The organism is Mesorhizobium sp. 8, assembly GCF_006351905.1.
GTDB lineage: Bacteria > Pseudomonadota > Alphaproteobacteria > Rhizobiales > Rhizobiaceae > Mesorhizobium > Mesorhizobium composti.
In genome coordinates this window covers 3,849,562-3,863,654 of sequence record NZ_CP040914.1, presented here as the reverse complement: position 1 = coordinate 3,863,654, position 14,093 = coordinate 3,849,562, and the positions used below count along the sequence as shown (strand labels likewise).

Below are 14,093 nucleotides of genomic sequence, written 5' to 3'. Positions count from 1 at the left end.
TTCGAGGCTCGCTTCGCTCGCACCTCAGGATGAGGACCGATTGCACTGACCTCTGTTGAGAGGCAGGAGCTAACCTTCCTCATCCTGAGGTGCGAGCGAAGCGAGCCTCGAAGGACGCACTTTCGCAGAGGCCTGTCGATGACCGGACCCAATCCCGACATCAAGCATCCCATCGCCATGCATCCGCGCGTCGGCTTCCTGAAGCCGCTGGTCGAGGCTGAGAACGTCGAGATCGGCGACTACACCTATTATGACGATCCCGACGGGCCGGACAAATTCGTCGAGAAATGCGTGCTGCACCATTATCCGTTCATCGGCGACCGGTTGGTGATCGGCAAGTTCTGCGCCATCGCCGAGGGCGCGCGCTTCATCATGAACGGCGCCAACCACGCCATGTCCGGCTTCTCCACCTATCCCTTCAACATCTTCGGCCACGGCTGGGAGGAAGGCTTCGACGTCGCCACGTGGCAGCAGGAGAACCGCGGCGACACGGTGATCGGCAACGATGTCTGGATCGGCATGGAGGCGATCGTGATGCCGGGCATCTCGATCGGTCACGGCGCCATCGTGGCGGCCAAGTCGGTGGTCACGCACGACGTGCCGCCCTATGCAATCGTCGCCGGCAATCCGGCCAAGGTGGTGAAGATGCGCTTCGACCAGCGAACCGTCGCGCGCCTCCTTGAAGCGGCGTGGTGGGACTGGCCGGCCGAGAAGATAGGCCGCAACCTCGCCGCCATCCGTGGCGCCGACATCGAAGCACTGGAGGCGGCATCTTGAACGCGCCGACGACAATCGCACCCGAGGCCTTCGAGCGGCCGTGGATCTTCATCCGCGGCGTGCCGGCGATGAAATTCCTGCCGCCGGAAGGGCCGCCGGAAATCGCCTTCGCCGGCCGCTCCAATGTCGGCAAATCCTCGCTCATCAACGCGCTGACCGGCCAGAAGGGGCTGGCGCGCACCTCGAACACGCCGGGCCGGACGCAGGAGCTGAACTATTTCGTGCCGGACGGCTATTCCGGCGAAGGCGCCGACCTGCCGCCGATCGCGCTGGTCGACATGCCGGGCTACGGCTACGCGCAGGCGCCGAAGGACCAGGTGGACCGCTGGACGAAACTGGTGTTCGACTACCTGCGCGGACGTTCGACGCTGAAGCGCGTCTATGTGCTGATCGACGCCCGCCACGGCATCAAGACGAACGACGAGGAGGTGCTGTCGCTGCTCGACAAGGCCGCGGTCTCCTACCAGATCGTGCTGACCAAGACCGACAAGATCAAGGCCGCCGGCGTCCCCCGCCTGATCGACGAGACGCTTGAAAAGATCCGCCGGCGCCCGGCGGCCTTTCCCGCCGTCCTGGCGACATCGTCGGAAAAGGGCGGCGGCATCGAGGACCTGCGCGCGGCCATCGCGCTGGCAGCGAGCCAATAAGATCGGCGGTCAGTTGACCGTCCGCATCGTGTTCGGCAGGTCGAGCGAGAAGGCGGGCACGGCGATGTCGAACAGGTCGCCCTGTGCATTGCGCATGGTGTAGTGGCCGACCATGATGCCGGACGGCGTCGAAAGCGGACAGCCGGACGTGTACTGGAAGCTGTCGCCGGGGTTGAGTTCCGGCTGCTCGCCGACGACGCCCGGCCCGCGCACTTCCTCCACCCGCCCTTCCGCGTCGGTGATGTGCCAATAGCGCGTCAGGAGCTGGACGAACTCCTCGGACCGGTTCTCGATGGTGATGCGATAGCCCCAGACATAGCGGCCGGTATCGGGATCGGAGCGATCCTCCATGTAGAAGGGCTCCACCTCGACTTCGATGTTGCGGGTGACGGCGCGATACATGACATTCTCCCGACTCTGACCGTCCGTATTGTGGACCCGGCGGGGCCGTGGTCAATATGTCCGCAAGGATGGGTGACGGCGCGCGATCGCGCGCACTACCGATGCACGATGGCTGCGGGGACCGGTATGGCCAGTGCAGAAGACTTTCGCGCCATGGCGCTCGGCCTTCCCGAGGCCGAGCAAAGCGGCCATTTCGACGTCACCGATTTTCGCGTGCGCGGCAGGATCTTCGCGACGTGGCGCGAGAAGGACGGCCGGGCGGTCCTGAAGCTGACGCCCGACCAGCAGCAGTTGTTCAAGGAAACGGCGGCGGGCCTGTTCGTGCCGGTTGCCGGCTCATGGGGCCTGAAAGGCTGGACGCTGGTGGCGCTGGACAGGATCGATGCGGCGACGCTCGGCCACGCCATGCAGATGGCATGGCGCAACGCGGCGCCGAAATCCCTGCCTTGACGGTCAGGTCCGGTCGAGCGCCTGGGCGATATCCTCGATCAGGTCGTCGGCATCCTCCAGCCCGATGGAGAGCCTCAGCGTGCCCGGCCCGATGCCGAGTTCGGCGCGCGCCTCGTCGGTGAGGTTCTTGTGCGTGGTCGTCGCCGGATGGGTGATCAGGCTCTTGGCGTCGCCGAGATTGTTGGTGATGAGGATGATGTCGAGCGCGTTCTGGAAGGCAAACGCCGCCGCCTTGCCGCCCTTGACGTCGAGGCAGATCAGCGTCGAGCCGCCCTTCATCTGCTTCTTCACAATGTCGGCCTGCGGGTGGTCGGCGCGGCCGGGATAGATGACGCGCGCCACCCTGGAATGACCGGCCAGCACGTCGGCGATCTTGCCGGCCGACTCCGTCTGCTGGCGCACGCGGATCGGCAGGGTTTCCAACCCCTTCAGCAGCGTCCAGGCGTTGAAGGGCGACAGGCTGGGGCCGGTGTGGCGGAAATAGTCGTGCAGGTTCTCGTCGATCCACTTCTTGTCCGACAGCACGATGCCGCCCAGACAACGCCCCTGCCCGTCTATGTGCTTGGTGGCCGAATAGACGACGACATGGGCGCCGAGTTCGAGCGGCTTCTGGAACAGAGGCGTGGCAAACACATTGTCGACCACCAGCCGCGCACCGGTGGAATTGGCGAGCTTGGCGACAGCGGCGATATCGGCCACTTCCAGCGTCGGGTTGGTCGGGCTTTCGAGGAAGAACAGTTTTGTGTTCTTCCTCACCGCCTTTTCCCAGTTGGCGATGTCGGTGCCGTCGACGATGCTGCATTCGATGCCGTAGCGCGGCGCCAGCGTCTCGACCACCCAGCGGCAGGAGCCGAACAGGGCGCGTGCCGCCACGATATGGTCGCCGGCCCGCAAGCCGCACAGCACCGCCGCAGCGACAGCCGCCATGCCCGACGCCGTGGCGCGCGCGTCTTCCGCGCCTTCCAGCGCACACATGCGCTTCTCGAACATGTCGACCGTCGGGTTGGCGTAGCGCGAATAGATGAAGCCGGGTTCCTCGCCCTTGAAGCGGGCCTCGGCCTGCTCGGCGGTGGCGTAGAGATAGCCCTGTGTCAGGAACAGGGCTTCCGACATTTCGCCGAAGCCCGATCGCAGCGTGCCTTCGTGCACGAGTTGGGTTGCGGGCTTCCAGTTGCGCTTGTTGTTCGTCATGGTCCTTCACCAGCCAAAATCGGCACCGACACAAAAAAACCGGCCGCGAAAGTCGCAACCGGTGCCATGGGCTCTTGTGCCGACGGTCCTTTAGCGACTTGTTTAACGTGGCTGCAAGCCGACCGGCAAATCACCACGGGATAAAGCCCCTTTAGACCCAGCCCGCGCTTGCGTCAATCGATGGTTTCACTATGCCTTGTGCGGCTGGTATTCCTTTGGTGCGTCCTTCGAGGCTCGCTTCGCTCGCACCTCAGGATGAGGGAAGTCGACACGCTCGGCGGAAAACGACGCCGGCGGAAATGCTATGCCCGTACCTGAGGATGAGGATGAAGGCACCAGCCTCCCTCATCCTGAGGTGCGAGCGAAGCGAGCCTCGAAGGACGCACAACGAGCATCGCACCGACGGAGCAATCATTGCGCAAGACCGGTATTCTTCCCGATCAGGACATAGCGGCGCTGTTTTCCTCCGGCGCGCTCGCCGCCCCCCGGCCGCTCGACGCCGACCAGATCCAGCCGGCGAGCCTCGACCTCAGGCTCGGCGCCAAGGCGTACCGGGCACGCGCGTCCTTCCTGCCCGGCCCCGGCAGCACGGTCGACGCCAAGCTGGAACGGCTGAAGCTGCACGAGATCGACCTGACGGAAGGCGCCGTGCTGGAGACGGGCTGCGTCTACATCGTGCCGCTGATGGAGAGCCTTTCCCTGCCCGACCATGTCTCGGCCTCGGCCAATCCGAAAAGCTCGACCGGCCGGCTCGACATCTTCACCCGCGTCATGACCGACCACGGCCACGAGTTCGACAAGATCGCCGCCGGCTATCACGGTCCGCTCTATCTCGAAGTCAGCCCGCGGACGTTTCCGATCGTCGTGCGCGCCGGCTCGCGCCTGTCGCAAATCCGCTTCCGCACCGGCCATGCCGTGCTGTCGGAAGACGAGTTGCAGGCGTTGCACAGGGCACAGACGCTGGTTGCCACCGAGCCGCCGGACATTTCGGGCGGCGGCATCGCGCTTTCCATCGACCTTGCCGGCGACGCCAGCGGGCTGGTCGGCTATCGCGGCAAGCACCACACCGGACTGGTCGACGTCGACAGGCGCGCCGCGCACGACGTCGCCGACTTCTGGGAGCCGCTCACCCGCAACAAGGCCGGCGAACTGGTGCTCGACCCGGACGAGTTCTACATCCTCGTCAGCCGCGAGGCGGTGCATGTGCCGCCGCTGTTCGCCGCCGAGATGACGCCATTCGATCCTCTGGTCGGCGAATTCCGCGTCCACTATGCCGGCTTCTTCGATCCCGGTTTCGGCCATTCCGCCGCCGGCGGCACCGGCAGCCGCGCCGTGCTGGAGGTACGCAGCCACGAAGTGCCCTTCATCCTCGAGCACGGCCAGATCGTCGGCCGCCTCGTCTACGAGCACATGCTGGAACGACCGAAGGCGCTCTACGGCACCGACCTCGGCTCCAACTACCAGGCGCAGGGCCTGAAGCTGTCGAAGCATTTCCGCCCGCCGGGGCGGTGATACCGGCAATTTCGACGGATATTGACGGGCGCCCCCACCCCCTGTCCCCTCCCCGCAAGGGGGAGGGAGACGCGGACAGCACCGTCTCCGCGAAATTATCTACGTTGGCGAATTGCGGCTCCGACGCAAGGTTCCCCTCCCCCTTGCGGGGAGGGGTTAGGGGTGGGGGTCTGCGCCCTCCGCGATTGCCTGCCTGTCGACGCCCGCCAAGCTTGCTACAGCGCCCTCACCGCCACCTTCACCGGCGCCTCGATCTCCAGCGCGTTGCGCAGCGGCAGGCCGAAATCGGTCGCCTCGATCTCGAATACATCGCCGGGCTCGGTGCGGACGCCATCGGCGAAGGAGAGCGTCGCGGTGCCGAACATATGGACATGCACGTCGCCCGGCTGGCGAAAGGCCGGATACTTGAAATGGTGATGTTCCAGGTTGGCGATCGTATGGGACATATTCGCCTCGCCCGACAGGAACGGCTTTTCCCAGATCGCCTTGCCGCCGCGCAGGATGCGCGAGGTACCGCGGATATCGGCCGGCAGGTCGCCGACCAGAATCTCGGGACCGAAAGAGGCGTTGCGCAGCTTGGAATGGGCGAGGAAGAGATAGTTCACCCGCTCCGTCACATGGTCGGAGAACTCGTTGGAGAGAGTGAAGCCGACGCGCAGCGGCTGGCCGTCGTCGCCGATGACATAGATGCCGGCGATCTCCGGTTCCTCGCCGCCGTCCTGGGCAAAGGAAGGCGAGACGAGCGGCGCGCCCGGCGCCACCGCCATGGTGCCGTTGCCTTTGTAGAACCATTCCGGCTGCACGCCGACCTTGCCCGCGGCCGGCTTGCCGCCTTCGAGACCCATGCGGAACATCTTCATGGAGTCGGTGAGTTGCTCCTCGCCGTCCTCGGCCAGCTTCTTGTGCATGGAATCGCGCGTCGCCGCCGAGCCGAGATGGGTCAGCCCGGTGCCGGTCAGGTGCAGATGCGCCGGATCGGGATGGTTGATCGGCGACAGCAGAAGGCCCTTGCGATAGGCGGCCTCGAGGTCGACCGCGGCGCCCCAGCCCTTGCGCTCGATCAGCGCGGCAAGCCCGATGCCGGTGCGCGCCGCCTCGACCGCCAGCGCATAGACGCTGCGCGCGCCGTTGACGACGCGCGCGCCGTTGCCGTTGCGCGCCACGACGCGGATCGTATCGTCGTCGCCGAGCATCTGTGAAACCAGCATAGCCATCTCCTGCTTTCCCGTGCCGGCCGCCGCGGCCGCGCAAACCATCCCTGTCGCGGCGCAAGGCCTGCGCCGCGTTCCTCCAATGCGTATCGGTTTAAGTTCCCGTCCGGCCTTCGCCCGCGGCTCAGGCCTTGTTCTTGTTGTAGACGTCGAAGACGACGGCGCCGAGCAGCACGAGACCCTTGACCACCTGCTGCCAGTCGACGTTGACGCCCATGATCGACATGCCGTTGTTCATGACGCCCATGATGAAGCCGCCGACCACCGTGGCGATCACCTGGCCGACGCCGCCCATGGCCGAGGCGCCGCCGATGAAGACGGCGGCGATGACGTCGAGCTCGCTGCCGAGGCCTGCCGCCGGCACCGCCTGGCCGAGGCGCGCGGCGATGATCAGGCCGCCGAGCGCCGACAGCACGCCCATGTTGATGAAGACGTACAGCGTCAGCCGTTCGGTCTTGATGCCGGAAAGCTGCGCCGCCTTCGGATTGCCGCCGAGCGCATAGACGCGCCGGCCGATGACCATGCGCTTGGTGACGAAGACGAACAGGCCGATCAAAAGTCCCATCACGACCAGCACGATCGGCAGCCCCTTGTAGACCGCGAACTGGTAGACGAGGAACAGCGCCAGCAGACTGACGATCAGCGTCTTGGCGGTGAACAGGGCGAACGGCTCGGCCTGATAGCCGTGGCGCTCGCGCGTGCGGCGCGCCGAAAGGCCGAACCAGGCATAGGCGGCGACGCCTATCAGGCCGAGGATCACCGACGTCATCTGGAGCTGGACGCCGCTGCCGAAGATCGTCTTGCCGGCGGCGTTGACCGTCGGCGGGACCAGAGTCCAGACGCCCAGCAGCTCCGGGATGAAGCCGGAGGAGAGTTCCTTGAAAGAGACCGGCAACGGGCCGACGGAAAGACCGCCGCCGAGCATGGCCTGGCACAGGCCGCGGAAGATCAGCATGCCGCCCAGCGTGACGATGAAGCTCGGTATGCGATGGTAGGCGATCCAGTAGCCCTGCGCCGCGCCGATCGCAGCGCCGACCAGCAGGCACACGATCGAAGCCACCAGCGGATTGCTCAACAGGCCGAGCTGCCATGTCACCATCATGTTGGCGCCGAGCGCGCCGATGAAGCCGGCGACCGAGCCGACCGACAGGTCGATGTGGCCGGCGACGATGACCAGCAGCATGCCGAGCGCCATGACGATGATGAAGGAATTCTGCTGCACCAGGTTGGACAGGTTCAGCGGCTTGAACAGCGTACCGTCGGTGGTGAACTGGAAGAACAGCATGATGATGATGAGCGCCAGCACGAGGCCGTATTCGCGCAGGTTCGTCACCAGCGCCGAGACGGCGACGCGCGGCTCATGGGTATCCTGGGCCACGCCTGTCTGTGGCGAGGGCGAGCTCTCGACGGTCATGATGCAGCCTTTCCTTCCCCGCGAATGATGGCGCGCATGATCTTTTCCTGGCTGGCTTCGGAAGCCGCCATCTCGCCGACGATGCGCCCTTCGTTCATGACATAGATGCGGTCCGATATGCCGAGCAGTTCCGGCATCTCGGACGAGATGACGATGATCGCCCTGCCCTCGGCGGCAAGGCGCGCGATGATGGTGTAGATCTCGTATTTGGCGCCGACGTCGATGCCGCGCGTCGGCTCGTCGAGGATCAGCACCTCGGGGTCGGCGAACAGCCATTTCGAAAGCACCACCTTCTGCTGGTTGCCGCCGGACAGGTTGCCGGTGAGCTGGTAGACGCTGGGGGTGCGGATGTTGGTCTTGGCGCGGTATTCGTTGGCCACCGCAAGCTCGCGCAGGTCGTCGATGACGCCGCGCTTCGACACGCCCTTCATGTTGGCGGCCGTGACGTTGTGCTTGATGTGGTCGATCAGGTTGAGGCCGTAGGTCTTGCGGTCCTCGGTGACGTAGGCGATGCCACGGTCCACCGCCCTTCCGACGGTGGAGACGTCCACCGGCTTGCCGTCGAGCAGGACGGTGCCGGTGATGCGGCGGCCCCAGGAGCGGCCGAACAGGCTCATGGCGAATTCGGTGCGGCCGGCGCCCATCAGGCCGGCGATACCGACGACCTCGCCCCTGCGGACGTTGAGGTCTATGCCTTTGATGACCTGCCGCTCGGCGTGGATCGGGTGGTAGACCGACCAGTCCTTCACCTCCAGCACCACCTCGCCGATCTTCGGCTCGCGCGGCGGATAACGGTCGTCGAGCGAGCGGCCGACCATCGAGGTGACGATGCGGTCCTCGGTGACGTCCTTGCGCGCAAGCGTCTCGATCGTCTGGCCGTCGCGGATGACGGTGACGTGGTCGGCGACGCGGCTGACCTCGTTGAGCTTGTGCGAAATGAGGATCGAGGTCATGCCCTGCCGCTTGAATTCGAGCAGAAGGTCGAGCAGCGCCTGGCTGTCCTTCTCCGACAGGCTCGCCGTCGGCTCGTCGAGGATCAAAAGCTTGACCTGCTTCGACAGCGCCTTGGCGATCTCGACAAGCTGCTGCTTGCCGACGCCGATGTTGGTTATGAGCGTCTTGGGGTCCTCGTCGAGGCCGACCTTCTTCAACAGCGCACGCGTGCGCGTCTCGTTGGCGTTCCAGTCGATGACGCCGTAGCTGGCGTGCTCGTTGCCGAGGAAGATGTTCTCGGCGATCGACAGCATCGGCACCAGCGCCAGTTCCTGGTGGATGATGACGATGCCCAGCCGTTCGCTGTCGTGGATGCCGGCGAACTGGCATTCCTGGCCGCGAAAGACGATGGTGCCGTCATAGGTGCCGGATGGGTAGACGCCCGACAGCACCTTCATGAGGGTGGACTTGCCGGCGCCGTTCTCGCCGACGATGGCGTGGATCTCGCCTTCCTCGACGCTCAAGGTGACGTTCGACAGCGCCTTCACGCCGGGAAACGTCTTGGTGATGTCGCGCATTTCCAGGATCGTGGAAGCCATCGCGATATCGCTCCTTCGTGGCCGCAATTCTACCGGCAGCACTGCGAAACGGAAAGGGGCCGGGCCAGGCCAGGCCCCTTTCCGGACACGATATTACTTCAGCTCGTCGGCCTTGATGTAGCCGGACTCGACGACCAGCTTCTCATAGTTCGACTTGTCGACCTCGACCGGGGTGAGCAGGATCGAGGGAACGACCTTGACGTCGTTGTTGTAGGTCTTCTCGTCCAGGCCCTCGGGCTTCTTGCCCGACAGCACGGTGTCGACCAGCTCGACGGTCGCCTTGGCAAGTTCGCGCGTATCCTTGAAGACGGTCGAATACTGCTCACCCGAGATGATCAGCTTGACCGAGGCGGTCTCGGCGTCCTGGCCGGTGACGATCGGCCACGGCTGGGCGTCCGTGCCATAGCCGACGGCGCGCAGCGAAGCGGTGATGCCGCGCGACAGGCCGTCATAGGGCGACAGCACGCCGTGGACGCGGCTGCCGTCCGAGTAGTTGGCCGACAGCAGGTTATCCATGCGCGCCTGGGCGGTGGCGGCCAGCCAGCGCAGCGTGCCGACCTTGTCCATGCCCATCTGGCCCGACTTGATCTTGATCGAGCCGTCGTCGATCAGCGGCTGCAGCACCGACATGGCGCCGTTGTAGAAAAAGAAGGCATTGTTGTCGTCCGGCGAGCCGCCGAACAGCTCGACATTCCACGGCTTGGCGTTGGGGAAGCGCTCCTTCAGGCCCTTGACCAGCGAATTGGCCTGGATAACGCCGACGCCGAAATTGTCGAAGGTGGTGTAGTAGTCGACGTTCGGCGTCTTCTTGATGAGGCGGTCGTAAGCGACGACGACGACGCCGGCGTCGTTGGCCTTCTGCAAGGCGTCCGACATGGTCGTGCCGTCGATCGAGGCGATGATGAGCGCCTTCGGACCCTTGGTGATCTCGTTCTCGAGCTGGCTGAGCTGGTTGGGGATGTCGTCCTGCGCATACTGCAGGTCGACGGTGTAGCCCTTCTCCTCGAGCTGCTTCTTGACGGCGTCGCCGTCGTTGATCCAGCGCTGCGAGGTCTTGGTGGGCATGAGCACGCCGACAAGGCCCTTGTCTTCGGCGTGCGCGGGCACGGACATGGCCGCGATGCCGAGGGCCGCGGCAGCGACCAGCGATTTGATGATCTTCACGTTACTCTCTCCCTGGTTGATGGGCGCTCAGCCGCGTGGCTCGCGGCCGCACGACCGGACGACAGCGCAACGCGCAGCCGCGGATCATCGATTGTCTCGCATCCTCCCGATCGGCCCCTCCGGCCGCCCCGCCGGCCTGCGGGCCGGAACGCGACGTCTTTGAAGCGTGCGCAGCGTGTTATCCTTTGCCATAACTGTCAAATGCGATCTTCGATTGTTGCTATATCGAAACCGGTATATCATATCGATTTAAGCCTTCGGGATCGGGCGAAAGAGGCGACGGACAGGCATGGTTGGGGCGCGCGATTCGACCGGAAACGACAACCGCGAAACTGCCGCCGTGCCGTTGCTGCGCAGCGGCCTCAGCCTGCGCCACATGCGCATGATCGCGGCGCTCGACGACCACGGCAAGGTCAGCGCCGCCGCCCAGGTGATGAACATCTCGCAGCCGGCCGCCTCGCGCATGATCGCGGAGATGGAAGCGGTGCTGCACGTCACGCTTCTGGAGCGGCTGCCGCGCGGCGTGGCGCTGACGCCCTACGGAAAGGCGCTGGCGCGGCGCGCGCGCTCCATCCTGCTCGAGATGCGCGAGGCCGACCGCGAGATCGCCGAACTGAAGGCCGGCAAGGGCGGCTCGGTGTTCCTCGGCGCCGTCACCGCGCCGGCCATCGAGCTGGCGGTGCCGGCGATCCGCGAAATCCGCCGGCTCTATCCGCGCATCGAGATCACCATGCAGGTGGAAACCTCCAACGTGCTGGCGCGCGAGCTGATCGCCTCGCGCCACGACTTCATCGTCGCGCGCATCCCCGACGACCTCAACCCACGCCTGTTCGACAGCCGCGTCATCGGCGTCGAGAAAGCCTGCCTGATCGTGCGCCGCGGCCATCCGCTCGCGCACGGGCGGCAGGTGGCGCTGGAGGAGACGACCAGCTATGACTGGGTGTTCCAATCCGGCGGCTCGCCGCTCAGGCAGGCGATGGAGGCGAACTTCCTCAATCGCAACGTGCCGCTGCCGGAGCGCATCCTCAACACCTCCTCGCTTCTCTTGACATTGGTCATGGTGGCGCAGTCGGACGCTATCGCGCCGGTGTCGGTGCAGGTGGCGCGCTTCATCCAGAACCCGGAGGGCCTGGCCGGCGCCATCGACGTGGTGCCGATCGAGTTCGACATCGAGGTGAGGCCCTACAGCCTGATAACCGCCCGCAACCGCGTGCTCTCGCCGGCCGCAAGGATGCTCTACGACTTCATCCTGCGGGAGGTGGGCTAGGAACGGTGCGGCAAGGTGGAGCGGGTGAAGGGAATCGAACCCTCGTATGCAGCTTGGGAAGCTGCCGTTCTACCATTGAACTACACCCGCGCAGCAGCTTCGTTATCACGCTGCCGGCGGGGGCTGCAACTGCCTTGAAGCATCGTTGCTTGAACTCCCCGCCCCGACTGCGTATCTGAACCATCCGACCAACCGGACCTGACGGCCCATGTCCGCACTGACGCGTTTTCTCGGCGATTCGCCGCTGCGCATCCTGCTCAAGCTGATCGTCGTCTCCTTCCTCGTCGGATTGGTGATGAGCGCCTTCGGCTGGTCGCCGCTCGACGTCGTCTACGGCATCCGGAATTTCTTCGTCGACCTCTGGCACATGGGTTTCCACGCGCTTGACCGCTTCGTCGGCTATATCCTGCTCGGCGCGGCGATCGTCGTGCCCGCCTTCCTCGTCATTCGCCTGCTCGGCTACCGCAAGTAGCCCGCAGAACGCCGCAGACGGCATCGGAAGGCTGGCAAAAGCGTTCGGATGGCGGCATCATCGCCAGCCGGAAAGGATATCGAAGTGACGCAACAGGGGCACGACAAGGAACTGCCGACGCTGACCAGGCGGCGCATCCAGGCCGAGGTCATCGGGCCGATCTATGCCGAAATGGTCGCGGCCATCGGCGAGGAGAAGGCGCAGGCCATCCTCGATGCGGCAATCCGCAAGGCGGCGGTGGCGGAAGGCAAGCATTTCGCCGCGCTGGCCCCCGGCGGCGTCACCAGCATGGCCGACTTCATCAAGCTCTACGACCTGTGGACCCACGACGGCGCGCTGGAGATCGAGGTGCTGGAGGCTTCCGACACCACCTTCAATTTCGACGTGACGCGCTGCCGCTATGCCGAGAGCTATCGGGAAATGGGCCTCGGTCAGATCGGCCACCTGATGTCGTGCAACCGCGACGGCACCTTCTGCCAGGGCTACGATCCCAATATCCAGCTGGACCGCAAGCAGACCATCATGGCCGGCGCGCCGCGCTGCACGTTCCGCTATTCCTACAAAAGCGAAGCCGAATAGTCGCGGTTTCCCCTGCGGCGCGGTAAGCCAGCGGTCGAAATCGCTTGGCCTTGCCGCTTTGGCGGTTGCGGGGCGGCCGAAAGCGGGCCACATCCGCCGTCCGGCCAAACCATCTCAAGGCACCACGTGGACCAGACCCAGGCATCCGCTTCCCAGCCCTTCGCCGTCACCAACCGCACGGTGTTGGCGATCGCGGTGCCGATGACGCTTGCCTATCTGACGACGCCGCTGCTCGGCATCGTCGACACCGCCGTCGTCGGCCAGTTCGGCGATGCAGCGCTGCTCGGCGGGCTGGCCGCCGGCGCGCTCGTCTTCGACGTCGTCTTCACAACCTTCAATTTCCTGCGCTCCGGCACCACCGGGCTGGTGGCGCAGGCCTTCGGGCGCGGCGACGCGCTGGAGGAACGGGCGGTGCTGTGGCGGGCTGTGCTGGTGGCGCTGGTTGCCGGCATTGCGCTCGCCCTTCTGGCACCCCTGATCTCGAAGGGCGGGCAGGCCTTCATCGGCGGCGGACCGCGCGTCAGCGCTGTCATGGATACATACATCCGCATCCGCATGCTCGGCGCCCCCTTCTCGCTCGTCAACTACGCCATTCTCGGCTACGTGCTGGGGCGCGGCGAAGGCAATCTCGGCCTTTTGTTGCAGATCGTGCTCAACGGCATGAACATCACGCTGTGCATTCTGCTCGGGCTGGAACTCGACTGGGGCGTCGCCGGCGTCGCCTGGGCGACGGTGACCGGCGAGGCGGTCGCCACGCTGTTCGGGCTGGCGATCGTCACGCGCCGCTTCCGCAACGCGCCGCCGCTGGCGCGAAGCCGCATCCTCGACCTTGCGGCCTTCCGGGCGATGATGTCGCTCAACCGCGACATCATGATCCGCTCCTTCTCGCTGCTGGCGGCGTTCGCGCTGTTCACCCGCCAGGGCGCGCAGTTCGGCACGGTGACGCTGGCCGCCAACGCCGTGCTGATGAATTTCTTTCTGATCGCCGGCTATTTCCTCGACGGCTTCGCCACCGCCGCCGAACAGTTGGCCGGGCGTGCCATCGGCGCCCGTGCCGAGCGCTCGTTCCGCCGCGCCGTTCGGCTGACCGTGCTGTGGGGCTTCGGGCTGGCGGGGGCGGCGACGCTCATCCTGCTGGTCTTCGGCGCCAATCTCATCGGCATCATCACCACCGCCGTCGACGTGCGCGAGGCGGCCGACACCTACCTGCCCTGGGCGGCGTTCACGGCGCTGTCCGGCGTGCTCGCCTTCCAGATGGACGGGGTCTTCATCGGCGCCACATGGTCGCGCGACATGCGCAACATGATGCTGCTCTCCTTCCTTGCCTTCACGGCCGCGCTGTTTGCGCTGGCGCCGCTGTTCGGCAACCACGGCCTGTGGGCGGCGCTGCACGTCTTCCTGCTGGTGCGCGGCGTCAGCCTGGCCATGATGCTGCGGCTACGCACCCGCACCGCATTCGGCGCGGCCTGAAACGG

At 65.6% G+C, this 14,093-nt stretch carries 14 protein-coding genes, 1 tRNA gene and 1 riboswitch; of the genes, 8 read left to right on the top strand and 7 right to left on the bottom strand.

Translation table 11 applies throughout. The features are described 5' to 3' along the window. Window positions 1–138: 138 nt before the first annotated feature. Entirely contained in the window at window positions 139–777 is a 639-nt protein-coding gene (locus FGU64_RS18700) for a CatB-related O-acetyltransferase (RefSeq protein WP_139954531.1), read from the top strand. Continuing rightward, the gene (gene yihA, locus FGU64_RS18695; RefSeq protein WP_180375569.1) at window positions 774–1,424 is read left to right on the top strand and encodes a ribosome biogenesis GTP-binding protein YihA/YsxC; all 651 of its coding nucleotides are present in this window, start codon (window positions 774–776) and stop codon (window positions 1,422–1,424) included. The genes FGU64_RS18700 and yihA overlap by 4 nt, the downstream gene beginning before the upstream one ends. Window positions 1,425–1,433: 9 nt before the next feature. Here the strand turns inward: yihA and apaG are convergent, their stop codons facing one another. Next, on the bottom strand, window positions 1,434–1,826 hold the full coding sequence (apaG, locus tag FGU64_RS18690) for a Co2+/Mg2+ efflux protein ApaG (RefSeq protein ID WP_139954530.1): 393 nt from the start codon (window positions 1,824–1,826) through the stop codon (window positions 1,434–1,436). 126 nt (window positions 1,827–1,952) lie between these two features. On the opposite strand from apaG, the gene FGU64_RS18685 reads away from it, so the two are divergent. Then, entirely contained in the window at window positions 1,953–2,276 is a 324-nt protein-coding gene (locus tag FGU64_RS18685) for an MmcQ/YjbR family DNA-binding protein (RefSeq protein ID WP_139954529.1), read from the top strand. Between the two features lie 3 nt (window positions 2,277–2,279). Here the strand turns inward: FGU64_RS18685 and FGU64_RS18680 are convergent, their stop codons facing one another. Beyond that, the gene (locus FGU64_RS18680) at window positions 2,280–3,467 is read right to left on the bottom strand and encodes an O-succinylhomoserine sulfhydrylase (protein WP_139954528.1); all 1,188 of its coding nucleotides are present in this window, start codon (window positions 3,465–3,467) and stop codon (window positions 2,280–2,282) included. 70 nt (window positions 3,468–3,537) lie between these two features. Further along, a riboswitch (SAM riboswitch) is annotated at window positions 3,538–3,614 on the bottom strand. Window positions 3,615–3,881: 267 nt separating this feature from the next. On the opposite strand from FGU64_RS18680, the gene FGU64_RS18675 reads away from it, so the two are divergent. Beyond that, window positions 3,882–4,979, top strand: a complete 1,098-nt coding sequence (locus FGU64_RS18675) for a 2'-deoxycytidine 5'-triphosphate deaminase (RefSeq protein ID WP_139954527.1) — start codon at window positions 3,882–3,884, stop codon at window positions 4,977–4,979. Between the two features lie 215 nt (window positions 4,980–5,194). Here FGU64_RS18675 and araD1 read toward each other — a convergent pair whose 3' ends face one another. The 4 genes from araD1 to chvE all read right to left on the bottom strand — a co-directional run bounded on the left by araD1 (window position 5,195) and on the right by chvE (window position 10,300). Next, window positions 5,195–6,187, bottom strand: coding sequence for an AraD1 family protein (gene araD1, locus FGU64_RS18670; protein ID WP_139954526.1), 993 nt, complete (start codon window positions 6,185–6,187; stop codon window positions 5,195–5,197). A gap of 127 nt (window positions 6,188–6,314) precedes the next feature. Then, on the bottom strand, window positions 6,315–7,604 hold the full coding sequence (mmsB, locus tag FGU64_RS18665) for a multiple monosaccharide ABC transporter permease (protein ID WP_139954525.1): 1,290 nt from the start codon (window positions 7,602–7,604) through the stop codon (window positions 6,315–6,317). Beyond that, a complete protein-coding gene (gene mmsA, locus FGU64_RS18660) occupies window positions 7,601–9,136 on the bottom strand; it encodes a multiple monosaccharide ABC transporter ATP-binding protein (RefSeq protein ID WP_136360316.1) in 1,536 nt (511 codons plus the stop codon). The genes mmsB and mmsA overlap by 4 nt, the downstream gene beginning before the upstream one ends. Before the next feature lie 93 nt (window positions 9,137–9,229). Further along, the gene (gene chvE, locus FGU64_RS18655) at window positions 9,230–10,300 is read right to left on the bottom strand and encodes a multiple monosaccharide ABC transporter substrate-binding protein (protein ID WP_136360317.1); all 1,071 of its coding nucleotides are present in this window, start codon (window positions 10,298–10,300) and stop codon (window positions 9,230–9,232) included. A 289-nt stretch (window positions 10,301–10,589) separates the two neighbouring features. On the opposite strand from chvE, the gene FGU64_RS18650 reads away from it, so the two are divergent. Next, complete coding sequence (locus FGU64_RS18650; protein WP_139954524.1) at window positions 10,590–11,567, top strand: LysR family transcriptional regulator; 978 nt, start codon at window positions 10,590–10,592, stop codon at window positions 11,565–11,567. Window positions 11,568–11,583: 16 nt separating this feature from the next. Here the strand turns inward: FGU64_RS18650 and FGU64_RS18645 are convergent. After that, window positions 11,584–11,657: transfer RNA gene (locus FGU64_RS18645), tRNA-Gly, on the bottom strand. 118 nt (window positions 11,658–11,775) lie between these two features. Here FGU64_RS18645 and FGU64_RS18640 point away from each other — a divergent pair. The 3 genes from FGU64_RS18640 (at window position 11,776) to FGU64_RS18630 (ending at window position 14,088) form a co-directional block, all read left to right on the top strand. Continuing rightward, window positions 11,776–12,039 (top strand): DUF6460 domain-containing protein, encoded by a 264-nt coding sequence (locus tag FGU64_RS18640; protein WP_136360319.1) that lies wholly within the window; start codon window positions 11,776–11,778, stop codon window positions 12,037–12,039. 48 nt (window positions 12,040–12,087) lie between these two features. Next, the gene (locus FGU64_RS18635; protein ID WP_136360320.1) at window positions 12,088–12,618 is read left to right on the top strand and encodes an L-2-amino-thiazoline-4-carboxylic acid hydrolase; all 531 of its coding nucleotides are present in this window, start codon (window positions 12,088–12,090) and stop codon (window positions 12,616–12,618) included. 126 nt (window positions 12,619–12,744) lie between these two features. Then, on the top strand, window positions 12,745–14,088 hold the full coding sequence (locus FGU64_RS18630) for an MATE family efflux transporter (protein ID WP_168734620.1): 1,344 nt from the start codon (window positions 12,745–12,747) through the stop codon (window positions 14,086–14,088). Window positions 14,089–14,093: the final 5 nt, after the last annotated feature.

Excerpts from the sequence above, each read along its gene's own strand:
- mmsA (WP_136360316.1), bottom strand. The coding sequence starts at position 9,136 with ATGGCTTCCACGATCCTGGAAATGCGCGACATCACCAAGACGTTTCCC.
- FGU64_RS18640 (WP_136360319.1), top strand. The coding sequence starts at position 11,776 with ATGTCCGCACTGACGCGTTTTCTCGGCGATTCGCCGCTGCGCATCCTG.
- mmsB (WP_139954525.1), bottom strand. The coding sequence starts at position 7,604 with ATGACCGTCGAGAGCTCGCCCTCGCCACAGACAGGCGTGGCCCAGGAT.
- FGU64_RS18700 (WP_139954531.1), top strand. The coding sequence starts at position 139 with ATGACCGGACCCAATCCCGACATCAAGCATCCCATCGCCATGCATCCG.
- FGU64_RS18635 (WP_136360320.1), top strand. The coding sequence starts at position 12,088 with ATGGCGGCATCATCGCCAGCCGGAAAGGATATCGAAGTGACGCAACAG.
- FGU64_RS18650 (WP_139954524.1), top strand. The coding sequence starts at position 10,590 with ATGGTTGGGGCGCGCGATTCGACCGGAAACGACAACCGCGAAACTGCC.
- FGU64_RS18680 (WP_139954528.1), bottom strand. The coding sequence starts at position 3,467 with ATGACGAACAACAAGCGCAACTGGAAGCCCGCAACCCAACTCGTGCAC.
- araD1 (WP_139954526.1), bottom strand. The coding sequence starts at position 6,187 with ATGCTGGTTTCACAGATGCTCGGCGACGACGATACGATCCGCGTCGTG.
- FGU64_RS18685 (WP_139954529.1), top strand. The coding sequence starts at position 1,953 with ATGGCCAGTGCAGAAGACTTTCGCGCCATGGCGCTCGGCCTTCCCGAG.
- apaG (WP_139954530.1), bottom strand. The coding sequence starts at position 1,826 with ATGTATCGCGCCGTCACCCGCAACATCGAAGTCGAGGTGGAGCCCTTC.